This window comes from Streptomyces sp. NPDC025793, from assembly GCF_055558375.1.
Genome location: NZ_JBVHMR010000035.1, coordinates 15,091 through 35,621, shown reverse-complemented (window position 1 = coordinate 35,621; position 20,531 = coordinate 15,091). Strand labels below are relative to the sequence as shown.

Below are 20,531 nucleotides of genomic sequence, written 5' to 3'. Positions count from 1 at the left end.
CGCGGTCGTGGAAGATCTTGTCGTTGGCGGAGTTCCAGCTCTCGACGACCTGCAGTCCGCCGTTGGTCTCGCGGTGGAGATGGTCATCAGCGAGACCGTCGCAGGTGAAGATCGGTCCTGACCGCCCGCCCGAGTTCTTCGGTTTCAGGAGTTCGAGGCCGTGACCTGGGCGTGTACCGGTGGTTCTTGATATCAATGGGGCCTCTCCGGAGCGTTGGAGGGGCCTCACCTGGTCATGCGGTCGGATTCGTACCGACTCCGTCCGTCGGGTTCGAGGCGGCCGAGGGTGTCGGTCAGAGGTCGGTCGGCGGCAAGCTTCTCAAGGGCCGGGCGGCTTGGGGGCGGCTGGGGCTGTCCGGGTTGGTTCCGGAGCATCTGCGGCGATAAGCCGGCTGTTCGCGACCATCAGCCGCTGGTTGACGTTGCGGAGTGCCTGCATGGCGGTCTCTGCTTGGCGGCCGGCTGCGAGTGCTGCGTCCGGTGCGAGCCGGTTGACGAAGACACCGCGGGGCCGGTAGTCGCCCCGCTGCGCCCACACCGCGATGACCTCGGGGCCGCAGTCGCGGGCGAGCTGCTCAACGGCGTCAGTCACCTGTCCCGCGACGTGCTGCCATGTATCTGCCAGGTAGCCATAGGAGGCCAGTGGCTCCGGGGCGACGGCGCTCGTGGGCCACCGGCCCGGCTGGACGTACGCGGCGATCGAGTCGTCCTGCTGCCCCTCGTCGGGCACGTCCTCCTCACCGAACGCCTCGGCAAGCCGCTCCCGGCAGATGACCACCGCCAGGTCCGCGATGTCCGGGGCGCGCTGCTCGGCCAGCGGCATGGCGTCGGGGATCGGGCCGTAGCGGGCGGTGTCACGAACGGGCGGCCGCGGCAACACCTGCGCCAAGAGCAGTTCCCCCCGCTGCCGCGAACAGCGCCTGACCGTGCTGTCCGGCCACATCACCATCCGCGCCTACCACATCAGCCAGCACCTTCAAGGTTGCGGCGTCGGCCCCCCTGTGCGGCGAGAGCGTCCCGTGCGTGCCTCCAGCGCAACGCGATGGCGTGCTCGGGACCATCGATGTCGCGCGAGGTGTCCAGATAGACGCTGGCGACGGGGCCAGCTGTGACGTACAGGGGTTCGAGGAAGGGCAGCCTCATGGCTCCACCTCCCGTGCCGCAGGGCAGACGGTCCCGGGCCGAGGCCAACGTGGCGGGCTTCCCGGCAGCCCCCCACTGCGGAGTTCACACCCCTGAGCGTACGGACGCTGAGCAGCCGGGCCGCCTTCTCCGCGTCGTTGATGCCGCTGATCAGGCTGTGCCGGTCGCCGTAGTTGCGTGGGAAGGTGCGGTCCAGGCTGGTCACGTGGATGAGGTAGCCGCCCGCCTCCGCCGCGTCGATCAGGGCCACGCCCTGACCGGTCTCGCGGGCAAGTCGGCTGACCTCCCACAGCGCGAGGACGTCGCCCGGGTCGCCGAACGCGCCGGACGTCAGGTCGGCCAGCAGCTTCCCGAAGTTGTCGCTGGTCTTGGTCGCGTACTTGCTGGCACTGCCGGTGTCCTTGTACGGCTCGCCCCACGCCCACGGGCCGTGGTCGGCCTCGGCCGCCAGGTTGTCCCGGTGCTGGTCGGTGATGCTGCGAGCGGTCTTCCTCTTGCCCTTGGACACCCGCAGGAACTCCCGCGCCGTCCGCGCCCCAATCACCGTCGCGATGGCCCTCCCCCATCCCTTACGGTCGCGCTATGCCTCCTGCCCAATCACCCGTAGGTGTAATTCTGACCGTGGCCGTGGTGACGGGGTTTCCTCAGGCGGTGGCAGGCTGCTGAGGCGTTCGATGTTCACGGCGATGGCCGTGAACACGTGTTGCAGATGGGTTTTCGGCTGTCCTCGGTAGCGGCACTGGCGCATGCCGTGTCCGTGGGCGAACTCGTTGATGGCGCCCTCCACTCCGGAGCGGACCGCGTAGCGGGACTTTCAATCAGGTTTCTGCTGCTCGGCGGGGACGCAGAGTTGCAGGTCGCGGTGTTCTCGTGGGGAAAGCCCACGGTCCGGGCGCTGTCGGCGGTGGTGGTGCACCGGGTGCGGACCGGCGACATCACCGTCACATCCAGCTCGGCCTCCGCCTTCATCAACGCCACAGCAACCCCGTCGGCACCCCCACCCGCAGCGTCCGCGCCCGGCACCAGCGAAGACGGCGCGGCCAGCACCTCCGCCAGATCCGATAGCGCGACCGGTGCCGTCCGCACGAAGTCCCGCACCCGTTCCCTGCTGCCGCAGAGCCGTGACCTCTGGTCCATGGCCAGGACATGGGCGGATTCGTGTCGACGCCGTCGCCGAGGGCCGGGCCCTGTGGCGCAGCGTGGCCAACGCGATCAGCGTCCTCATCGGCGGCAACGCCGGCGAGATCGGCTTCTCCGTCCTCGGCACGCTGCTGTCCGGCTCCTCACCCCTGTCCACCCGGCAGATCCTGCTGGTCAACCTGCTCACCGACATCTTCCCCGCAATGGCCGTGTCCGTCACACCCGGCGACGACACCAACGAGGAGAAGACGGACGGGGAGACCACCCTGGCCGGAACCACCCCCGCGGGTCTCGCCGCCCTGGACGATCCGCTGGCCCGCCAGATCAGGCACCGCGGCATCGTCACCACGCTCGGCGCGACCACCGCCTGGCTGATCGGCACGCTCACACCGGGCTCGGCCCGCCGGACCAGCACGATGGCACTGTGCGGCGCGGTCGGTGCTCAGCTCACCCAGACGCTCACTGGACGGAGCCACAGCCCCCTGGTGCTGGCGACCGTCCTCGGCTCCGCCGCCGTCCTAGTCGCACTCGTCGAGACGCCGCTGGTCAGCCAGTTCTTCGGCTGCACACCCCTCGGCCCCGTGGCCTGGGCCGGGGTCGCCGTCGCCATGACGGTCGCCGCACTGGGACCACGGCTGATGCCCAGGCTGGAAGAGCTCGTACAGCAACTGGCCCAGCACGAAGGATGACCGTGAAACAGGCCGTGCACGTCCCCTGGCACACGTGCAACGGCAGATCGGCATCGTCTCATTCGCCCGTCGCATGGCCCACTTGGCGGCGGGAGGACAGATCGGTCACGGTGGCGATGCCCCACACGCGACGCCTTTTCCCTGGACCTCATCGCTCCCCGCAGTTTTAGAGGCGATTCCCAAACCGAAGGTAGGGTCACGTTTTCCCAGGTGAAGTGCGTGCCCGTCGCTCGGCGTCGTGTCGGTGTGGGTGCGCTCGGAAGGTGGCAGATGCCGTCGGTGCTCGGGGTATTGGAGGGGCGAGAGCGGGTGGCGCTGGGCCCGGGCGGAGGAGCTGCGCGCCGAACTGGAGCGGGTTCAGGCCGCCGTGGTCGCGGCGGAGGAGGCGGCGACGCCGTGGACTCCCGAGCGGTGAGCGGCCGCTTCACCTACCCCGTCATCTAAGATGACGGCGCCCTCCCCACGAACCGGATCGAACCACTTCACGACACCAAGCGGCATAGGCAACCCCTTGTCGGGCCGGATCGAGAGGAGCACACAGCGTCCACCAGCGCGCACACGGCAGCAACCGGCGTGCATCCCAGCGCGCGACGCAATACCCCGGCGCCCGGTTTCTGTTCCTGGGCGAGGCCGATTGACGCTACGCAGTCACGACCGCAGAAGAGACGAGTGATCCCTGCCAGAGCAGTTGACGGCCACGCCGGTCACGGTCGGCCTGCCGTGTCCGACACGCAGCCAGGTCCGGTCTGGGCGGGGCTGACACGGTGACAGAGCTCTCCGAACTCGACGGAATCCACCCTCGGCCTCTTCGCCAGTGCATAATCAGCCACACGAGCGGCCCGCTGTCCCCCCGTCGGCGGGCCGCTTCGGCCATGTCCCAGGACACCCGCATCAGCCGTCTCCGCTATCCCCCCGGATACCGGAAACGCCGAGTGGGCCTTGAACGAACCGCTGCTGCCACGGTCGCCTGCGAGGCCGCCACAGGCGGCAGGCCGAACAATCGTCCCCGCCGCGAGATCGTCGACGCCCTTCAACAGGCCCAGAGCCCCCGCCTCCTCGCGGCCCCTGATCCCGAGGCCGGTACACGGTCAGGGGCCGCTGACACGCGTGCGCCGTGTCGCAGCCTTCAACGCCACCGCGACCGGCAGGACACGCCAGAGTCAACAGCGGGTGCCTCCCGCAGGAGGCACCCGCCACCGAGTCAGGCGGTAGCGAACTCAGGGGCGATTCGCGCCGCTGCGGCCGCCGCGTGACGCTTGACCTGCTTGTCGTCCAGGTAGTCCAGGCCGAGGTCGATCATGAGCCGGTCGGCCTGCTGGCGCGCCAGCGCCTCCAGGGTGTTGGTCAGGTTCTGGCTGTCGATCGGCTGCCCGGACTCCTTCAGCTTCCGGGTGGCTTCCCAGGCTGCCGCGTGGCCGGCCTGCTCCTCGGTGACGTTGCGGTCCAGGACGGTGCCGCCGTAGATGACGGTGTGGGCGTCCTTGTACTGCCTGATGCTGTGCTGGGGCACGGTTTCTCCTCGTATAGGGCCCGGCCGATCTCTTGCCCGCCGGCCGGACACCACCCCAGACAAACCCGCACCGACCGGTCCGCGCCCGGCAAAGACCTCCGAACGGGTGACCTCCGGGGTCGGCACGCACCGTGGGACAGGTACGGTGCACACAGGTAATTCCCCTGACCGATCTGCCGCCGAAGGGATGCCGGGTTCCCCCGCGGCAGGAGCCGCCCGGCACGGTTCGACGTCGATCCGGGCATGGGCAATGCGAACGACCGTGCAGCCGTCGCGGGCCTCGCTGAGCTGACTGAGCTGCGTCGTCACATGCACAACCGAGCGGCTCGAAAATCCCTAAGCCGCCCATCTGTACGGTGCAGAGGGTACAAACGCCGAGACGTCGATCTGGGGCTACAGGATCACAAAGTCGACCGCCCGGCGGCCCCGCAGCGATCGCTCTCCGTAGCGGCTTTACGCCAATTCAGTGACAAGTGTTAAAAGCGAGACAGCCACGGGTGGCGGAAGTTCGTGCGGCGCGACCTGCGGCTTCATCGCAAGCGACAGACGTTTCAACGGCTCCCCTACGACATGCCGCTCCGCCGTGCTCGGGCCAGCCTGGATTCGCGAGCCGCCCGAATGGCCGACTCGCTCCCGGGGAGAAACTCCGACGAAGCCAGGAGACCCACAATGAGCATCACCCGAAGGCGCCACGCCCGTGCGCTCGCCGCCGGTGCCATGTCCGCCGCCCTGCTGACGACCGGTACGGCCGGAGCCGTCGCCGCGACCGGGACGCCGACCCCCAAGCCCTCCGTGACCCGTACCGGCATGCCGAGCATGAAGCCGTCGCGGACGCCGACAGCGATGGGCTCGATCACCGTCTCGGCCAACCGCAAGGCCGTCAAGGTGGGCAACACCGTGGTGTTCACGGGCCGGGTCAGGGGCATCAAGGCCGGTTCCACGCTGGTGCTCCAGCACATGCACAACGGCAAGTGGACCACGCTGAAGACCACGGCGGTCGTCAACAAGAACGGCACCTACACGATCAAGCGGACGTTCACCAACAAGGGCACCGAGCGGGTGCGGGTGGCGACCAAGTCCGGCACGTTCCACTCCTCGCCGGTCACCGTGCAGGTCAGCTGACGGTGAACTGATGCGGTTCTGCAGCCGATCGCAGCGCGTTCGGACCCAGCGGGGCTGGGCAGGGTCTGATCCTGTCCAGCCCCGCTGTGGCGTCAGCCGAAGTGAGCTGTTCTGCGGCGGCCCAGGAGCGGAGCCGGTTGGAGGCGGCGTAGAAGGGCAACGCACGCAGAAGCGCGGAGCGCCTACCGGCGCATTCGGTGCTGCTGTTCGGCGGGCGTTGACGCCACCACTGAGGTCTGAGCGAGGGGCATTAACCCTCAAGCGCCGTAACCGTCGCTGTAGCCGTCAAGGCGGTGGTGGTCAGGCTTCTCCTCCACTACCTGCGTCGGCGGGACGAGGATCCGGCGACGACGTGCGATGCTGCTGAACGTCGTCACGCCGATCAGGCCCACGATCATCAGGATCACTCCGACAACAGGGACGTTGACGGCTTTCACGTGCCAGTCGGTCGCGAACGTCAGGACGGCTCCCACGGCCATGAGAATGATGCATCCGCCGAGCCCCATGAGACTTCACCTCCCCTTCCGCCCGGTATCTCCGGTCCCGTCCGGATACCCGTCTCGGTGCCGACTAGGCCTGTCAACCGCCTCCTCACCACCTGACGGACGTACGCAAGCTGGATGGGCGTTACGCACGGCGTCGGCGTGAACGTCCTCCATCAGCGTCAGCCCGCGTGCGCCCGCGGCCAGCGAGTCGGCGGTGTGGTCGACCTCCACGGGCCGTTCCGTGGGTGAGCGGCCCCGAAGCGGGTCCGCGCCGCGGAAGGTCTCGAGTTGCTCGTCCTTGAGGCCGGGGGTTGCGCTCATCGGCGCGCTCCCTCCTGTTCGAACACGTCCAGGTACGCCTCGCAGAACGCCTTCAGGTCGTCCGGCTTGCGGCTGGTGACCAGCTTGTTGGGCCCGTGACCGCAGATCTTCACCTGCTGGTCCACCCAGGTGCCCCCGGCATTGCGGATGTCGGTGCGCAGGCTCGGCCACGAGGTCAGCTCCCGGCCCCGCACCACGTCCGCCTCGACCAGGGTCCAGGGCGCATGACATATCGCGGCGACCGGGCGCCCCCGCGCGAAGAAGTCCTTCACGAACGCGACGGCCTTGTCGTTCGTCCGCAGGAGGTCCGGATTGGCGACTCCGCCTGGCAGCACCAGACCGCCGAAATCATCCGCGGAGAGGTCACCGACGACCTCGTCCACAGTGAACGTGTCCGCCTTGTCTAGATGGTGGAAGGCCTGGACCGCGCCGGTGTCGGTCGACACCAGCACCGGATCGTGCCCGGCCGCAAGGCACGCCTGCCAGGGCTCGGTCAGCTCCATCTGTTCGACGCCCTCGGGCGCTGTCAGAAACGCGATACGCATGATCGGTCCACTCTCCTTTCCCTACCGTCCGTGCTCGTGTACGACGTCAATGGGGGCGCCCGATGAAGTGCCGACCGCCTCGTTCCGCGCCTCTTTCATCAGTGAGTGGAACTCGTCGCCGGTGAGGCGACGCCGAGCGCCTCGGTTCCCGCTGTCGGTACGTTCTGACACTTTCGGGCTTCCGTGCGTCGTCACGACGCGGGGCGGCACCCTCGATCGACGCCCGTCACGTACTTGGTCCGGAATCAGAGATCGCGCACGGCGGGCAGCAGCGTCTTCTCTGCCCAATCCAGGTAGGGCAGTTGTGAGGCCCCACCGACTTGGACAAGCGCGATCTCGGTGAAACCCGCCTCGACATACGCGTGCACGGCCTCGGCAAGCACCTCCGGATCGTCGCCGCAGGGGATGGAGTCCGCGACATCTTCCGCACGGACGTACGCGGAAGCGGCGGCGAAGGCCGCGGTCCCGGGGAGCTCGGCGTTCACTTTCCAGCCGCCACCGAACCAGCGGAACTGCTCGCGGGCCCGGCGCACCGCCGCAGCACGGTCCGGGTCGTGGCAGACCGGCAGTTGCCCCACCCGCGGCTTGCCGGTTCCGCCGTTCTCCTCGAATGCGGTGACGAGATCCGCGTCCGGCTCCACGGCGATCATCAGGTCGGCCAGGCGGCCGGCCAACTCACAGGACTGCCGTCCGGAGACCGCCACACCGATGGGTGGCGGAGCGTCGGGCAGGTCCCGGAGCTTGGCGGACTCCACGTCGAAATGCGTTCCGTGGTGGTTGACGTACCCACCGCCGAACAGCGCCCGGATGATCTCGATCGCCTCCACGAGCATCTCCTGACGTACGTCGACCGCAGGTCAACCCCCGCCCACGACATGCTCGTTGAGGTTCTCGCCAGAGCCCGGCCCCAACCTGAATCGGCCGCCGGACAGCAGTTGCATCGTCGCTGCTTTCTGCGCGACGACCACCGGGTGGTAGCGCATCGTCGGGCACGTCACATACGCCATCAGGGGGATGCGCGAGGTGGCCTGTGCCGCTGCGCCCAGGACGCTCCAGGCATACGGGGAGTGCCCCTGCTCGTCCAACCCCGGAAAGTAGTGGTCAGAGGTGACAGAGAGTCGAAGCCCGCCTCTTCGGCTCGGACGACATACGCCACCAGGTCTCTCGGGCCAGCCCGCTCGCTCATCACCATATGTCCGATTTACGCCATACTCGACGGGTCCCCAGGCGGGTTCCGGGGAAACGGCATGGATGCCGCACTCCGGACGGGATCCGGCTCTCTCGCAGGGATCCCGCCCGTGTGCCTTCAGAAGCCGGCCGCTCACCAATAGTGCCGTCGGCCGGCGACTGCGTGACCCATGGACCCCAGCAGCCAGAGGACCACGCCGATCACGGTCAGGATGATGCCAATGGTCCACAGGATCGATATGCCCGTGAGGAAACCGATGATGAGCAGAATGATGCCGAGGGCGATCATGTCGCGCCTCCTCCGGTCGGCGGTTCTCTTGCTCCCGAGTTCCCTGGAGCAACCATCCCACCCCCTCACCAACGCCGAATCCGAGGAGCACGCACGATTCCCGCCACGCCCTGCGCAAGCACGCCCGGACCACCTGCCGATCAAGCCCGGAGGGCTCTGATCCGGCCCCGTCCGACGTCGCGGGAGGGGTGTCATACCGCGCAACGGCCGGCGGGCCGCTCGGCCAGGGCCTCGGCGCGGATACGGGCGCAGCTGCGGCTGATCAGCCGGGAGACGTGCATCTGGGAGATGCCGAACCGGGCGGCGATTCGGCTCTGTGTCGCGTCCTGGAAGAACCTCATGTAGAGGATGGCCCGCTCCCGCTCGGGCAACCGGCGCAGACCGGCCTTGGCGGCCTCACGGTCCACCACGAGGTCGTAGGAAGTGTCGGGGGCGCCCAGGGTGTCGGCGAGGCTGCAGCCGTCGTCGCCGGTGGACAGTTCGGCGTCCAGCGACAGGGTGCTGAAGCTCTCCATAGCCCCGAGACCCGTGTTCACCTCCTCCTCGCTGAGACCGGTGTGAGCGGCTATCGCGGCTGCGGTGGGCTCGGTACCACCGGGCTGCTGGGCAAGTTCCCTGCGAGAGAGGCGCACCCGGTTGCGTAGTTCCTGCACCCGGCGCGGCACCCGCAGGGCCCACATCCGGTCCCGGAAGTGCCGCCGGACCTCACCGGTGATGGTCGGCACGGCGTAGCTCTCGAAAGCCCCTCGGGACGGGTCGAACCGGTCCACGGCCCGGACCAGACCAAGCGCGGCCACCTGACGCAGATCCTCCAGCAGCTCACCGCGATCGCGGAACCGGCCGGCGATCCGATGGGCCATGGGCAGCCAAACGGCGACGAGTTCGTCACGCACGACGTCCCGCTCCGGGCCGTCGTCCAGCGCCACGAACCGGGCGAAGAGTTCGGCGGTGTCGGGTGCGTCGTGATGGCTGCGCCGCGTGGCGGGCGCGATGATGGTCTCGGACGTAGCGGGGCAAGACATTGATGTGTCAGTCAGCATGCGGATTCGCTCCTGAACAGTCTCAGGACAGCCTCGCGTTGGTTCCAGGGCCGGTCCAACAGTGTGGTCAGGGTCTGCCACAGGGGAACCACCGAGGCTGCGGGACAGTACCAGCACTCAGCCTTCCTCCACTGAGGCATGCGCCTCCGTTCCGAAGCACGAATATCCGTCTGCCCTACGAACTCGCAAGCAAACCGGGGCTGCCGGTCGATGAAAAGTGAACCGGTCAGCGCATCCATTTCCCCAGCGTCATCGCGTGCACTGCGAAGTCGGCCCACGTGCTCGACCGTCGCGCTCGCGCATCAGATGGACCGTCCGGTCCAGGCTGTCGTCCGGGGTGATGCTGACCAGGCCGTCGCTGACCGTCTGCATCACCGTCGTCCGCTCGGTATCGGCGCTTCGGCTGAAGCCCGCCCTACCAGGTTGCGATCGCTCACCGGCCGCCGCAGACGTCCTTCCTCCGTCACCAGGACGGCGCCAGCTTCCTCGTCCTGAATCAGCCGGGCTTATGGGTCGCCGACGCCTGCGGTTCGACGCCACGAGGTCGCTCGTCATGATGTCGCGCACATGCTGGGCCAGTGCGGTCCCCTTCTCACTGTTCGCCGGTCTGTGCGGTCGGAGATGACCGGGTATCCCCGGCACTCGGTGCTTCGCCGGGCTGACGCGAGTCCAGGGAGCAGATGTGGAAGGCCCGCCCGATGACGGGCTGGGCGACGTTGCGCACCTTCACGCCGCCGCCTGTCATGCCGTGTTCCGTGCCAGCGTGCGCGTGTCCGTGGACGGCGAGGTCGGCGCCGGCCGTGTCGATGGCCTCGGCGAGGAGGTAGCTGCCGAGAAACGGGTAGATCTCCATTGGTTCTCCGGCGAGAGTGTCGGCCACGGGGGCGAAGTGGGTCAGGGCGATCCGCGCGTCGCACTCGTACCCGTGGAGCTCCTCCAGAGCCGCGCGCAGACCGTCGGCGGGATGGCGTGAATACCGTACGAACTCCTTCATGACGGGCTCGCCGAACTCGCCGGCGCACCCGCCCACGAACCCGGCGCCGAACCCCTTGGTGCCAGCCACGCCGATCCGTAGACCGCCGTGGCTCACCACGGTCGCCTCGCCCTCCAGGACGTGTGCTCCGCCCTCCCGCAAGATGGCCGTGACCTCGTCTGGGTGGCCGTCGTGATGGTCGTGGTTGCCGAGCACGGCGACGACCGGGACGCCGAGGTCCTTGATCTCTCGTGCGACTACCCGGGCCTCCTCGGGCGTGCCGTGCCGGGTGAGGTCGCCGGCCAGCAGGAGGATGTCGGCGCAGTCGGGCAGGGTCTCGAAAGCCGGGCGGAGCACGCCCTGGCTGTCGAGACCCATGTGGATGTCACCGACGGCTGCGACCCGGATCATGCCAGCTCCTCGCAGTGGTCAGGCGGGCGGCTCTCGGCGATGACGAGGTCGCAGTGGACCGGCACACCCGCCAGTTCCTCGTGGGCAACGCGCCGGATGTCCTCGCGGCATCTGGCGGACGGCACCGTGCCCGTCAGCAGGACCGTCTCGCCGCGGATCCCGGCCCGCACCCCAAGCTCGCTGCAGGGCCCCTCCGCGAGCCGCTCGGTGACGTGGGCCACGCGGTATTCGAGGTTCATCGCTGCTCCTGTTCCTGGTCGGGGCCGATGACGTGCAGCCGCTCCAGAAGGTAGAGGAAGGCGGCGGGCATCGGCTCGTCCCCGCAACTGCGGCGCACCTCCTGCCAGTCGACCTTCTCGCGCAGGGAGCGGGCGACCGGCAGTACGGCACCGAAGTCGCAGTGGTGCTCCGAGAACGCGGTGCTCAGGTTCACCAGCAGGTCGGTTGCCGAAAGGACCGGCATGTGCACCGAGTCGACCGGAAGCTCCTCGGCGCGGGCCAGCAGATCCACGGTCACCGGCCGGTGGGCGAGCTCGAAGATGATGTCGGCGTCCTGGCCGACGCAGGTGGTCTTCACCAGCCAGTCCTCCGGCGGCACCCGCACGGTCAGTCCGACCGCAGTGACCCGGCCACCGCCTCGGCTTGCTCGGGCGACACGCAGAAGTCGGCGTCGTGTTGGAGGGTGTCGCTACCGCCGTGGGCGTAGACCGCCACGCTTCCGGCGAGCGCGACCTTGTGTCCGGCGCGCTTGAGGATGGCCCCCACCTGCTTGGCGGCCTCCAGGATGGCCTGCCTGCGGTCGGGCGGGAGCTGATCCGGTACGGGCGGGACCGGATCCTTGGCGGCCACCCGGAGATCGGGGGGCCGGGCAGCGCCCTGTCCGGCTCTCATCGCCGGTCCCCTTCGCGCGACGCGGTGTGCAGGCACCGCCGCAGCTCTTCCGCGTATGGCACGACGACCCCGGCCACGATGACGCAGACGAGCCCCGCGAGGTACGCGGCCGGCAGCGGATGCTCCTTGGGCGGCAGGCGCCAGTCCTGGGGGTCCGGGCCGCCCCGAAGGGCCTTGCGGACCTGGTCGGCGTGGAGGCAGGCAGTGAACGACAGAGCGGTGAGCGGCAGTACCTCCAGGAAGCTGTGGACGTGCTGCTCGATGGGCCGCACCTCGCGCTCACCGACGGCCAGCGACACGTCGTACACGGCCGTCGCGCCATGGGCAAGGGCGGCGCCACCCATCGAGGTGGGCACCAGGGGGTTGACCCGGGCGAGCAGGCCCATGAGCACCGGTACACCGGCCTCGGTCATCATGAGCGCGTGGACCGCGGATTCCCTGGTGCCGCTGGTGTGCTCGATCCGGGTGCGCCGGTGCATCCACCAGTCCGCGAGGCCCGGCAGCACCCACAACGGGAGAAGGCCGTACAGCAGAAAGCGCCGGCCCGCGTCCTCGGCCTCGGTCGATCGGAGCGGGATCCGCAGGTCGTCGGGCCGCCGCCAGCCCCGCCAGTTCCGCCAGGCCGTACGGGGCAGAGAGCACAGGGTCATGGAAACCTCCGTGACGGTGACAAGACCTTCGACCGGGGCAGGGCCTTCCGGTCCTCCGGGCCACGCCTCCCCGGTACCCCTCCTCCTGCCGGTGACGCCATGCACAACCTCGTGGCCATCGGGTACTCGGCTGCGGTCACCTCGATCGCCCCCGGTTCAGGAGGCACGATGACCGGCTTCGGACACTTCCTCGCGTGGGAGGAGCATCGCCCGGCGGAACTCGTCGAGCAGGCGCGCACGGCCGAGCAGGCAGGCTTCGAGTCACTGTGGATATCCGACCACTACCACCCGTGGAACGAGAGCCAAGGTCAGAGCACGTTCGTGTGGTCGGTGATCGGCGCCCTCCCCCAGGCGGACTCGCTGCCCGTGGCGACGGCGGTGATCTGCCCGCTCGTACGGACGCACCCCGCAGTCATCGCCCAGGCGGCCGCGACCGGTGCGGTACCGCTGGGCGGGCGATTCCGGCCGGGAGTGGGCACCGGCGAGGCGCTCAACGAACACATGTCCTCCGTGGAGCGCTTCCGACGCGGTGGCGGCGGCACCCAAGCCGGTCTACGGCGGCCTCAAGGTCTGCGGGACACGGACGGACGGGAAGCAGTCCCACCCCGCACCGGCTGTGGGCCACCGAGAAACTGCCCCGCGAACTCGCGCAGGTCCTGCCCGCCCCGAGCCACTTCGAGCAGGCGTCCCAGCCCGTCACCGAGGAACAGGTGGCCGGGTCCGGGCCATGCGGCGACGATCCGGATGCCCATGTCGAGGCGCTGTCGGCGTTCGTCGACGCCGGGTTCGACACCGTGTACGTCAGCCAGATCGGCAAGGACCAACAGGGTTTCTTCGACTTCTACCGCACCAAGGTCCTACCCGCAGCTGTGAAACTGATCGCACAAGGTGGTGAACGCAGTGTCCAAGCCGGGAGGGACCGGCGGCAGCGCTCTCGTCGTTATCGACATGATCAACACATACGAGCACAAGGACGCCGAGCTGCTGCTGCCCGCGGCCAAGCGGATCGTGCCGGTCCTGGCGAAGCTGATCAGCCGGGCCCGGGACGCGGGCGTACCGGTGATCTACGCGAACGACAACTTCGGGCTCTGGCGCTCGCACCACGGGGAACTGGTCGAATCCGCACTGTCCCGCCCGCACGCCGGCCTGGTCGAGCCGATACGCCCGGACGACGCATCGCTCTTCGTGATGAAGGCCCGGCACTCGATCTTCTACGACACGCCCATGTCCTATCTGCTGTGGCACTTGGGCGTCGGCACGGTGGTCCTGACCGGTCAGGTCACCGAGCAGTGCGTCCTGTACTCCGCCCTGGACGCGCACATCCGTCATCTGGAGGTTACGGTGCCGAGGGACGCCGTCGCCTCGATCCATCCCCACCTGGCGGTCGCCGCGCTGGAAATGATGGAGCGGAACATGGGAGCCCGGATCGTCCACGCGAAGGAGGTCGACTTCCAGGATGCCGGGTGACCCGGCCAGGTCAGTGCCCCTCGTTCCTGCTGCCCGGGCGGCCTGCGGATCCTCGGGGTTTTCGCGCAGGAGTACTGCGTGCTTCAACGCCAGCTGCGGCAACCTTCCCCGGAGGTTCGTCCACGCGCTCCTGCTGGAGTGGTCCATGCCTCGATGACGCCTCGACCCTTCCGACCGAAAGTGCACACATACGCGTCCGGTGGGTACTCGACAGAGTGAGCGTCACCCGCCGACCACGCCGATTCAGAGCGGTCAGCCAAGTTGGGGAACGTGATTACGATGAGTTACCCGTCCAACGGGTCGCAGAGGCCCGCCAGAACGACCACGCTGACCGCACCCGCTGATCTGCAGGTCAAGATCAGCAAGTTGCGGTGGGACATCCAGCATCTGCAAGAGGCCGTCGTCTCACATGCTGTCATCGACCAGGCCGTCGGTGTGGTCATCACCGTCGGCGAGCTCCGCCCCGACCAGGGCATCGACGTTCTCACGCGGTCGCCCAGCACACCGGGATCCCACTCCGCACCGTCGCCGAAAACCTCATTGCCTGGGCGGCCTGTGAGCCGCTGACCGATGACCTGCAGAGCGCGCTGGAGACAGCACTCACAGCCACATGATTGTTGGGGCAGCACGCTATCTGCTCGGCGCCTCCGACGCAGTCAGACGGACCTCAGCAAGTCAAGCAGCCGATCCCGGGTGTCTGACGTATTGAGCAGGAAGAGGGCCGCCTGGTGCGCACGGTGGGGGCTCACCATCAGCGGCCGAGAGCGTTCTGCAGCTGCTTCTTGGTCATCGACGAGCGACCGTCGATGTTGCGCTTCTTCGCCTCCTCGTACAGCTGGTCCTTGGTGGGCCCCTGCGCGCCGCTGTGCGAGCGCTGCCCACCACGCTGCGATGCGGATTTCGAATCGCGGGTCGAGGTTTTGCTCGCGGTCTTCGACTCACCCGACCTGGCGCGCTCTTTGTTGACCGTCCGTGCCGCGATCTCCTTGGCCCGCCCGGCGGACTCGCCCCGGTCCTGGGCGCTCTTCTTGATGTGTTCGTACTGTCGTTCCCGCTTGGAACTCGATCCGGCAGGCATGGTGCTCCTCCTCGCTCTCGCACATTCTGAGGGTGATCGGGCCACTGGTCCGCCCTTGCGACCGTGCCGCTGCCCGGGCTGCCGGAGGTTCGACATCCGCGGGCGCCGTGGTTCGATCAGGATGACGAGTTCCCCAAAGGAGCCGGTCAACCCATTCGAGGACGACCTTGGTCCAGCCCTCGTCCCCCTTGTCGAAGTGCTCGCAGGCCGACGGCGCCTCATCGAGGCTCAGCTCAAGCGATACGACGAAACCGGGCTCGGCCTTGCCGGAGGCGATCAGGTCGCGCAGGGCGCGGTTGTACCTCTTCACCGGGGCCTGGACGGTCCCCTCCTGCGCTGGCCCTTGAACCACATCAGGCCGTAGTCGAACGTAACCTTGCCCTGGGCCGCCAGCTGGTCCCGGACTCCGGCGCCGCCCCGGTCCTCCGGCAGGAACATACCCACGATGCCCAGTGATCCGGTGAAGCACGGAGTCGATCAGCCCGTTCACTGTGAGGGCGGCGACCTCCTGTCCGCTTGGTCATGGGCCGATGTCGGCACCGAGACCTCGGGTGGACTCCTTCAGGACCTCGGCCGGATCCTCGCCGACGGTGCGATGGCGCCGATCTCCTCTGCCTTGCGGCCCGGGCCCCGGCGTGCGGCCGCTGGACAAACGCGAGATCCAGTCGCCCTGACAGTCCTACATGCTTCGGTACTTCGTTACGGCGGTGGCCGCGGGGTACTCGGGCGACAAGGTCGGCTGCGTCCAGCACGCACCGGGTCCTCGACTCTGCTGCGGCGCAGACTCGTGAAAGTCTTCTGCATGAATTGCACACTCAAGAAATGCCCCGAGCCCTCCACTAAGGAAGCCCTTACCTCACTGTCCAAGCTCGACGTGAAGCTGTTCGCACGCGCCATGGACCTGGCCATCGCCCCGGACGAGGTCACCGACGCTGACGGCATCCGGCTGACAGAGGATCCACGATGACGGCAGAGTTCATCACTGCTCCCCGGTTCCGCTGCTGGATCCCGCCGGGGGTCTACCATCCGCAGACCGACACCGGGCTGCTCGGCCGGGCGATGCGCCAGGAATGGATCACCTCCCGGACACAGGTCCTGGATCTCGGCACCGGCAGCGGCGCGCTCGCGGTGGAAGCGGCCCGGCTGGGTGCCCACGTCACCGCGGTAGACATCTCCTGGCGCGCGCTCGCCGCCGCCTGGTGCAACGCCCTGGTGAACGGGCAGTTGGTGCACATACGCCACGGCGACCTGGCGTCCGCGGTCCCGGGCCGCCGCTTCGACCTGGTGGTCACCAACCCCCCGTACGTCCCCGCACCACTCGTCGGCGGCATGCCCCGGGGCAGTGCCCGGGCCTGGGACGCCGGCCCGGACGGCCGCCTGCTGATCGACCGCATCTGTGCGGCGGCCCCGTCGATGCTGCGCCCGGCGGGGACGCTGCTGATGGTGCACTCGCACCTGAGCGGTATCGAGAAGACGCTGGCCCGGCTATGGGCGGCCGGACTGCGCGCGGAGGTCGTCGACCGGACCCGGCTGCCCTTCGGCCACGTATTGAACTCCCGGCTCGCCTGGCTGCGTGAGCGCGGCCTGGTGACCGATCGCACGACCGAGGAACTGGTGGTGATCCGTGCCGAACACGCCTGAGCGCCCGCGTCGCATCCGCGTCCAGCACGACGGCCCGATCCTGGTGGAGGGCCCCGTGGAAGTCCTCGGCGCGGACGGCAAGGTGACGGTGTCGCAGCGCTTCACCGTGGCCATCTGCACCTGCCGACGTACCCGGACTCCGCCCTGGTGCGACACCAGCCACCGCCGTCGCGGGAATCGGGGCAAGACGTCATGACGACCGTACGTCCGCTGGCTTCGCTACCCGAACCGCGCGGCCCGCTGTCGGGAGCGGTCACGGACGCGTTGCGCGGAGCACGACGGGGCCTGCCACCGATCCCTGCGGACGCCTACGGCGAGGATCTTCATCTCGCCCTGTACGTTCTGTACGAACTCCACTACCTCGGCTTCGACGGCGTACTGGACGACCGCGAGTGGGACCCCCCGCTCCTCGTCCTGCGAACCGCACTGGAGGACCGCTTTCTGGGCGCGCTGCGCGTGGACGCGCCGGTAGGGGCGTCCGATACCGCGGAGCGGGCGCTGGACGAGCTCCAGCTCGAACCAGTCGGCGATGACAGCAGGAGCCTCTCGCATTTCCTGCGTAACCACGGCACCCTCGAACATTTCCGTGAGTACGCGGCGCTGCGTTCGCTGTACCACCTCAAGGAGGCGGATCCGCACGCGTGGGTGATTCCCAGACTGCGCGGGCGGGCCAAGGCCGCCATGGTCGCCGTGGAGTTCGACGAGTTCGGCGCAGGCCGGGCGGAGCAGATCCACGCGCAGTTGTTCGCCGACCTGATGGAGGACCTGCGCCTGGATGCCTCGTACGGGCACTACGTCGACGCCGCACCGGCCGAGGCGCTGGCGACCGTCAACCTGATGTCTCTGTTCGGCCTGCACCGGTCCCTGCGCGGGGCCCTCGTCGGGAACTTTGCGGCCGTCGAGGTCACCTCGTCCCCGGCTTCCCGACGTCTGGCCGAGGGGCTGCGCCGGACGGGCGCCGGCCAGGCGGCGATCCGGTTCTACACCGAGCACGTCGAGGCGGACGCGGTGCACGAACAGGTTGTACGACACGAGGTCGTCGCCGGCCTGCTGGCGGCCGAGCCGAACCTGGACGCCGACGTGGTCTTCGGAATCCGGGCGACCGGCCATCTGGAGGACCGACTGGCCGCCCGGTTGCTGGGCTCCTGGAGGAGCGGGCGCACGGCACTGCGTACCGGCTGTATCACCCCGACGACGGAAGGTACGGCGGGCGCATCACACTGAGCGTGGTCGACGCCGACTCGAACACGGTCCGAGCTTCTGGGATCCTCCTCACCCCCAGGAGACCTCGGGCGACTTCGTCCTGTCCACGGTGACGGCAGCAGCCGCACAGGCGAAGATCTTTCCCAACTCCGTCGTAGCACCGGGGCACGGCATCGATCGTGTCAACGCCAGCATCATGCGCCTCGCCTGGCACGAGGCTGCCATGACACCGGCTGCGGCCAGTCCCTCGATCTGCGAACAGTTCGATGCGATCCGGTCGAGGAACACGACCGGATCGAAGTCGCCGACGATGGAGGTCAGACAGCCGGTCGGGCGCGCGAACTGCTGTTCGCGGTTCATGGCCGTGCCCGGATCTCCTCCTCACCCACATAGACGCCGCGCGGAGCCGTCTACGCACCGGCACCGGTGCCCACCTAGCGCTGTGCACACGCAATGGCACGTGCTACGCGGATGAGAGCCTCAAAGTTGGGATTCCTGCCGGGCTCTGCGCGGTCCGCCAACGGGCATGTGAACAGTCTTCGGGGGAACTCCGCAAGCATGGCTCTCAACCACGATGAGGCGCCCGTGCTGGACGCCCTGGCCCGGTATCACCAGTTCGAGGAGCTGGGGTTCCCCCCGCCGGGGCACAAGCAGGCTCGCGGCGCTGATCCACGGGCCCGGGCGGTTCTCGGTGACGCCGTGTGCCTGGGTGACGTACTGGCCAGCGGCGGGCTGGCCGACCGGCTCTCCCGTGGCCGGGTGCTCCGGCGGGCCGAGGAGCTGATGGCCGACGCGGTCCATGCCGAGCACACGTTCTTCTCCACCTGCGCCAGCTCGCTGTCCGTCAAGGCGGCCATGCTGACGGTAACCCGCCCCGGCCACACCCTCATCGTCGGCCGGGACGCGCACAAGTCGGTGGTCGCCGGGCTCATCCTGTCCGGTGTCGAGCCCTTGTGGGTCGAACCGGAGTGGGACTCGGAGCGGCACCTCGCCCATCCCCCGTCGGCCGCGGCCTACGGCAAGCCGTTTACCGAGCATCCCCAGGCGGACGGTGCCCTCGTGACCAGTCCGACCCCGTACGGCACGGCCGCCGATCGCAGGGGCATCGCCGAGGTCTAGATCATCCCGGAGGAGCAGGTCCCGGTCCTGCCGATCGGCCGTATGGTCCTGAACCGCAACCCGGAGAACTTCTTCGCGGAGACCGAGCAGGTCGCCTTCCACACCGCCAATCTCGCGCCCGGGATCGACTTCACCAACGACCCCCTGCTCCAGGCCCGCAACTTCTCGTATCTGGACACCCAGCTGATCCGGCTGGGCGGGCCCAACTTCAGCAAGCTGCCGGTGAACCGCCCGGTGGTCCCCGTGAGAAACAACCAGCGCGACGGCTATCACCAGAGCACGATCCATCGCGGCACGAGTTACTTCCCCAACTCCCTCGGCGGCGGCTGTCCGGCCCCGGCAGGCATGGACAGCACGGCCTACACGCACTACGCAGAAAGCGTCGACGGTGCCAAGATCCGCCGACGCAGCGCGAGTTTCCAGGACCACCACAGCCAGCCGACGCTGTTCTGGAACATCATGGCCGGCCGGGAGAAGCAGCACATCGTGCAGGCGTTCCGGTTCGAACTCGGCAAGGTTGGTGCACGGGGCGTGCGAGTCCGGGCCATCGGTCAACTCGCCCATGTGGACGTCGAGTTGGCGAGCATGGTGGCGCGAGGCATCGGGGTGTCCGAGCCGCAGAGCCGTACGGGAGCGGCGTCCAAGCAGTGCTCACCCGCCCTCAGCATCGAGGCTCTGTCCGCGAACTGGTCGATCCGCACCCGCCGGGTAGCCGTGCTGGCCGCCGACGGCGTGGACGAACGCCACGTTGCCCCGATACATGAGGCGCTGGCCCCCGAGGGCGCGGTTGTGGACGTGCTGGCCGCGACGGACGGCACCGTGCCGACAGCCGACGGCGAGCCGTGGCCGGTCGACCGTGCGCTGCCCGCCGTGGCCTCCGTGCTGCACGACGCCGTCGTGCTCCCCGGCCATGCCATGGTCACCTCATCACTCGCCGGCGATCAGGACGTGATGCGTTTCGTACGGGACGCCTACCGCCACGGCAAGCCGGTGGCCGCGCTCGGCAACGGAGTGGACGTACTGACGGCTCTGGAGCCGGAGGGCGTCCGCCTGTCCACGCAGTCCCCTCAGTTGGTGGCCGACCAGGGCGTGGTGACCGACGCCGGACCGCACCCCGCGAGCGCCGAGTGCGCACGGGCGCTCGTCGCCGCCATCGCTGCACACCGCCATTGGGGCCGGCGTGCCAGGTGCCCGCTTCGCGCGACGGACCGCGGGTACTCGCGAAGCGGTGCTGCGCGGGACAATCAGCGGAGCGCGCCGACTGCCTCCTCCCGGCGCACGTCCTCCACGGTGCCGATCTGCCGCCGGGCGCGGTCCTGCAGATCGCGCAGCCGCGCACGGTCGAGGCCCTTGTCCGGGGTGAGCGACAGCAGAGTCTGCCACAGCAGACTCTTGCCCTCGATGCCCAGCCGCAGCGTCTCGAGTTCGAGGACGTCGCTCATCCCCGAGCGTCGTGTCACACGCCCGTTGAACTTGAGCAGACGCGCCTTCTCGCCGAGCCGGCCCGCGAACACCTTGTAACGGCGTGCTGGTATGCCGAGGGTTTCCATCACCTCCAGAAGAGCCTCACGGTCCTCCTCGATCTCGTCCGCCACTTGGCGAAGTTCACCGGCGTACGACGAAGAG

General features: G+C 68.7%; 20 protein-coding genes and 7 pseudogenes. 11 read left to right on the top strand and 16 right to left on the bottom strand.

Annotation, left to right across the window (positions count from 1 at the left end; translation table 11 throughout):
• Positions 1–319: 319 nt before the first annotated feature.
• The 3 genes from ACZ4MF_RS38465 to ACZ4MF_RS38455 form a co-directional block, all read right to left on the bottom strand.
• Complete coding sequence (locus tag ACZ4MF_RS38465) at positions 320–889, bottom strand: hypothetical protein (protein ID WP_467497575.1); 570 nt, start codon at positions 887–889, stop codon at positions 320–322.
• A gap of 87 nt (positions 890–976) precedes the next feature.
• Positions 977–1,687, bottom strand: a complete 711-nt coding sequence (locus tag ACZ4MF_RS38460) for a recombinase family protein (RefSeq protein ID WP_467497573.1) — start codon at positions 1,685–1,687, stop codon at positions 977–979.
• Between the two features lie 36 nt (positions 1,688–1,723).
• Positions 1,724–1,930, bottom strand: a complete 207-nt coding sequence (locus tag ACZ4MF_RS38455) for a transposase (RefSeq protein ID WP_467497571.1) — start codon at positions 1,928–1,930, stop codon at positions 1,724–1,726.
• A 373-nt stretch (positions 1,931–2,303) separates the two neighbouring features.
• Here ACZ4MF_RS38455 and ACZ4MF_RS38450 point away from each other — a divergent pair.
• Positions 2,304–2,972 (top strand): annotated as a pseudogene (locus tag ACZ4MF_RS38450) (cation transporting ATPase C-terminal domain-containing protein); the annotation flags it as partial.
• 1,201 nt (positions 2,973–4,173) lie between these two features.
• Here the strand turns inward: ACZ4MF_RS38450 and ACZ4MF_RS38445 are convergent.
• Complete coding sequence (locus ACZ4MF_RS38445) at positions 4,174–4,482, bottom strand: DUF3759 domain-containing protein (protein WP_467497570.1); 309 nt, start codon at positions 4,480–4,482, stop codon at positions 4,174–4,176.
• 669 nt (positions 4,483–5,151) lie between these two features.
• On the opposite strand from ACZ4MF_RS38445, the gene ACZ4MF_RS38440 reads away from it, so the two are divergent.
• Complete coding sequence (locus tag ACZ4MF_RS38440; protein ID WP_467497568.1) at positions 5,152–5,604, top strand: hypothetical protein; 453 nt, start codon at positions 5,152–5,154, stop codon at positions 5,602–5,604.
• A 257-nt stretch (positions 5,605–5,861) separates the two neighbouring features.
• On the opposite strand, the gene ACZ4MF_RS38435 is transcribed toward ACZ4MF_RS38440, so the two are convergent.
• The 9 genes and pseudogenes from ACZ4MF_RS38435 to ACZ4MF_RS38395 form a co-directional block, all read right to left on the bottom strand.
• The gene (locus tag ACZ4MF_RS38435) at positions 5,862–6,110 is read right to left on the bottom strand and encodes a hypothetical protein (protein WP_467497566.1); all 249 of its coding nucleotides are present in this window, start codon (positions 6,108–6,110) and stop codon (positions 5,862–5,864) included.
• A gap of 296 nt (positions 6,111–6,406) precedes the next feature.
• On the bottom strand, positions 6,407–6,955 hold the full coding sequence (locus ACZ4MF_RS38430) for a type 1 glutamine amidotransferase domain-containing protein (protein ID WP_467497564.1): 549 nt from the start codon (positions 6,953–6,955) through the stop codon (positions 6,407–6,409).
• 245 nt (positions 6,956–7,200) lie between these two features.
• Positions 7,201–8,147, bottom strand: a pseudogene (locus tag ACZ4MF_RS38425) (TIGR03557 family F420-dependent LLM class oxidoreductase).
• Positions 8,148–8,276: 129 nt separating this feature from the next.
• Entirely contained in the window at positions 8,277–8,432 is a 156-nt protein-coding gene (locus ACZ4MF_RS38420; RefSeq protein WP_467497562.1) for a DUF6131 family protein, read from the bottom strand.
• A 191-nt stretch (positions 8,433–8,623) separates the two neighbouring features.
• Positions 8,624–9,472: a SigB/SigF/SigG family RNA polymerase sigma factor gene (locus ACZ4MF_RS38415; protein WP_467497560.1), complete on the bottom strand. Its 849-nt coding sequence runs from the start codon at positions 9,470–9,472 to the stop codon at positions 8,624–8,626.
• 592 nt (positions 9,473–10,064) lie between these two features.
• Positions 10,065–10,856: a metallophosphoesterase family protein gene (locus tag ACZ4MF_RS38410; RefSeq protein ID WP_467497558.1), complete on the bottom strand. Its 792-nt coding sequence runs from the start codon at positions 10,854–10,856 to the stop codon at positions 10,065–10,067.
• Complete coding sequence (locus tag ACZ4MF_RS38405) at positions 10,853–11,095, bottom strand: hypothetical protein (protein WP_467497557.1); 243 nt, start codon at positions 11,093–11,095, stop codon at positions 10,853–10,855. The genes ACZ4MF_RS38410 and ACZ4MF_RS38405 overlap by 4 nt, the downstream gene beginning before the upstream one ends.
• A pseudogene (locus ACZ4MF_RS38400) lies at positions 11,092–11,747 on the bottom strand (hypothetical protein). Before ACZ4MF_RS38400 ends, ACZ4MF_RS38405 begins: the two are co-directional and overlap by 4 nt.
• Positions 11,744–12,397, bottom strand: coding sequence for a diguanylate cyclase (locus tag ACZ4MF_RS38395; RefSeq protein WP_467497555.1), 654 nt, complete (start codon positions 12,395–12,397; stop codon positions 11,744–11,746). The pseudogene ACZ4MF_RS38400 and the gene ACZ4MF_RS38395 overlap by 4 nt, the downstream one beginning before the upstream one ends.
• 168 nt (positions 12,398–12,565) lie before the next feature.
• On the opposite strand from ACZ4MF_RS38395, the pseudogene ACZ4MF_RS38390 reads away from it, so the two are divergent.
• The 3 genes and pseudogenes from ACZ4MF_RS38390 to ACZ4MF_RS38380 all read left to right on the top strand — a co-directional run.
• Positions 12,566–13,272, top strand: a pseudogene (locus ACZ4MF_RS38390) (LLM class flavin-dependent oxidoreductase); the annotation flags it as partial.
• Positions 13,273–13,297: 25 nt separating this feature from the next.
• A complete protein-coding gene (locus ACZ4MF_RS38385) occupies positions 13,298–13,864 on the top strand; it encodes a cysteine hydrolase family protein (protein ID WP_467497553.1) in 567 nt (188 codons plus the stop codon).
• A 279-nt stretch (positions 13,865–14,143) separates the two neighbouring features.
• Positions 14,144–14,431, top strand: coding sequence for an ANTAR domain-containing protein (locus tag ACZ4MF_RS38380; RefSeq protein WP_467497551.1), 288 nt, complete (start codon positions 14,144–14,146; stop codon positions 14,429–14,431).
• Between the two features lie 184 nt (positions 14,432–14,615).
• Here the strand turns inward: ACZ4MF_RS38380 and ACZ4MF_RS38375 are convergent, their stop codons facing one another.
• Positions 14,616–14,942, bottom strand: coding sequence for a plasmid stabilization protein (locus ACZ4MF_RS38375; RefSeq protein WP_467497550.1), 327 nt, complete (start codon positions 14,940–14,942; stop codon positions 14,616–14,618).
• A 157-nt stretch (positions 14,943–15,099) separates the two neighbouring features.
• Positions 15,100–15,563 (bottom strand): annotated as a pseudogene (locus ACZ4MF_RS38370) (MDR/zinc-dependent alcohol dehydrogenase-like family protein); the annotation flags it as partial.
• A gap of 181 nt (positions 15,564–15,744) precedes the next feature.
• On the opposite strand from ACZ4MF_RS38370, the gene ACZ4MF_RS38365 reads away from it, so the two are divergent.
• Genes ACZ4MF_RS38365 through ACZ4MF_RS38350 form a run of 4 tightly spaced genes read left to right on the top strand, consistent with a single transcriptional unit; the run spans position 15,745 to position 17,807 of the window.
• Entirely contained in the window at positions 15,745–15,909 is a 165-nt protein-coding gene (locus ACZ4MF_RS38365) for a hypothetical protein (RefSeq protein ID WP_467497548.1), read from the top strand.
• Positions 15,906–16,583, top strand: coding sequence for a HemK2/MTQ2 family protein methyltransferase (locus ACZ4MF_RS38360; protein ID WP_467497546.1), 678 nt, complete (start codon positions 15,906–15,908; stop codon positions 16,581–16,583). Before ACZ4MF_RS38365 ends, ACZ4MF_RS38360 begins: the two co-directional genes overlap by 4 nt.
• Positions 16,567–16,779 carry a CDGSH iron-sulfur domain-containing protein gene (locus ACZ4MF_RS38355; RefSeq protein ID WP_467497544.1) on the top strand — a complete coding sequence of 71 codons (213 nt, stop codon included), beginning with the start codon at positions 16,567–16,569 and terminating at the stop codon, positions 16,777–16,779. The genes ACZ4MF_RS38360 and ACZ4MF_RS38355 overlap by 17 nt, the downstream gene beginning before the upstream one ends.
• A complete protein-coding gene (locus ACZ4MF_RS38350; RefSeq protein WP_467497542.1) occupies positions 16,776–17,807 on the top strand; it encodes an iron-containing redox enzyme family protein in 1,032 nt (343 codons plus the stop codon). The genes ACZ4MF_RS38355 and ACZ4MF_RS38350 overlap by 4 nt, the downstream gene beginning before the upstream one ends.
• A gap of 48 nt (positions 17,808–17,855) precedes the next feature.
• On the opposite strand, the gene ACZ4MF_RS38345 is transcribed toward ACZ4MF_RS38350, so the two are convergent.
• Positions 17,856–18,146 carry a hypothetical protein gene (locus tag ACZ4MF_RS38345; RefSeq protein WP_467497541.1) on the bottom strand — a complete coding sequence of 97 codons (291 nt, stop codon included), beginning with the start codon at positions 18,144–18,146 and terminating at the stop codon, positions 17,856–17,858.
• A 198-nt stretch (positions 18,147–18,344) separates the two neighbouring features.
• Between ACZ4MF_RS38345 and ACZ4MF_RS38340 the strand changes: the two are divergent.
• A pseudogene (locus ACZ4MF_RS38340) lies at positions 18,345–18,902 on the top strand (aminotransferase class I/II-fold pyridoxal phosphate-dependent enzyme); the annotation flags it as partial.
• A gap of 3 nt (positions 18,903–18,905) precedes the next feature.
• Positions 18,906–20,084, top strand: a pseudogene (locus tag ACZ4MF_RS38335) (catalase); the annotation flags it as partial.
• Positions 20,085–20,531 lie beyond the last annotated feature (447 nt).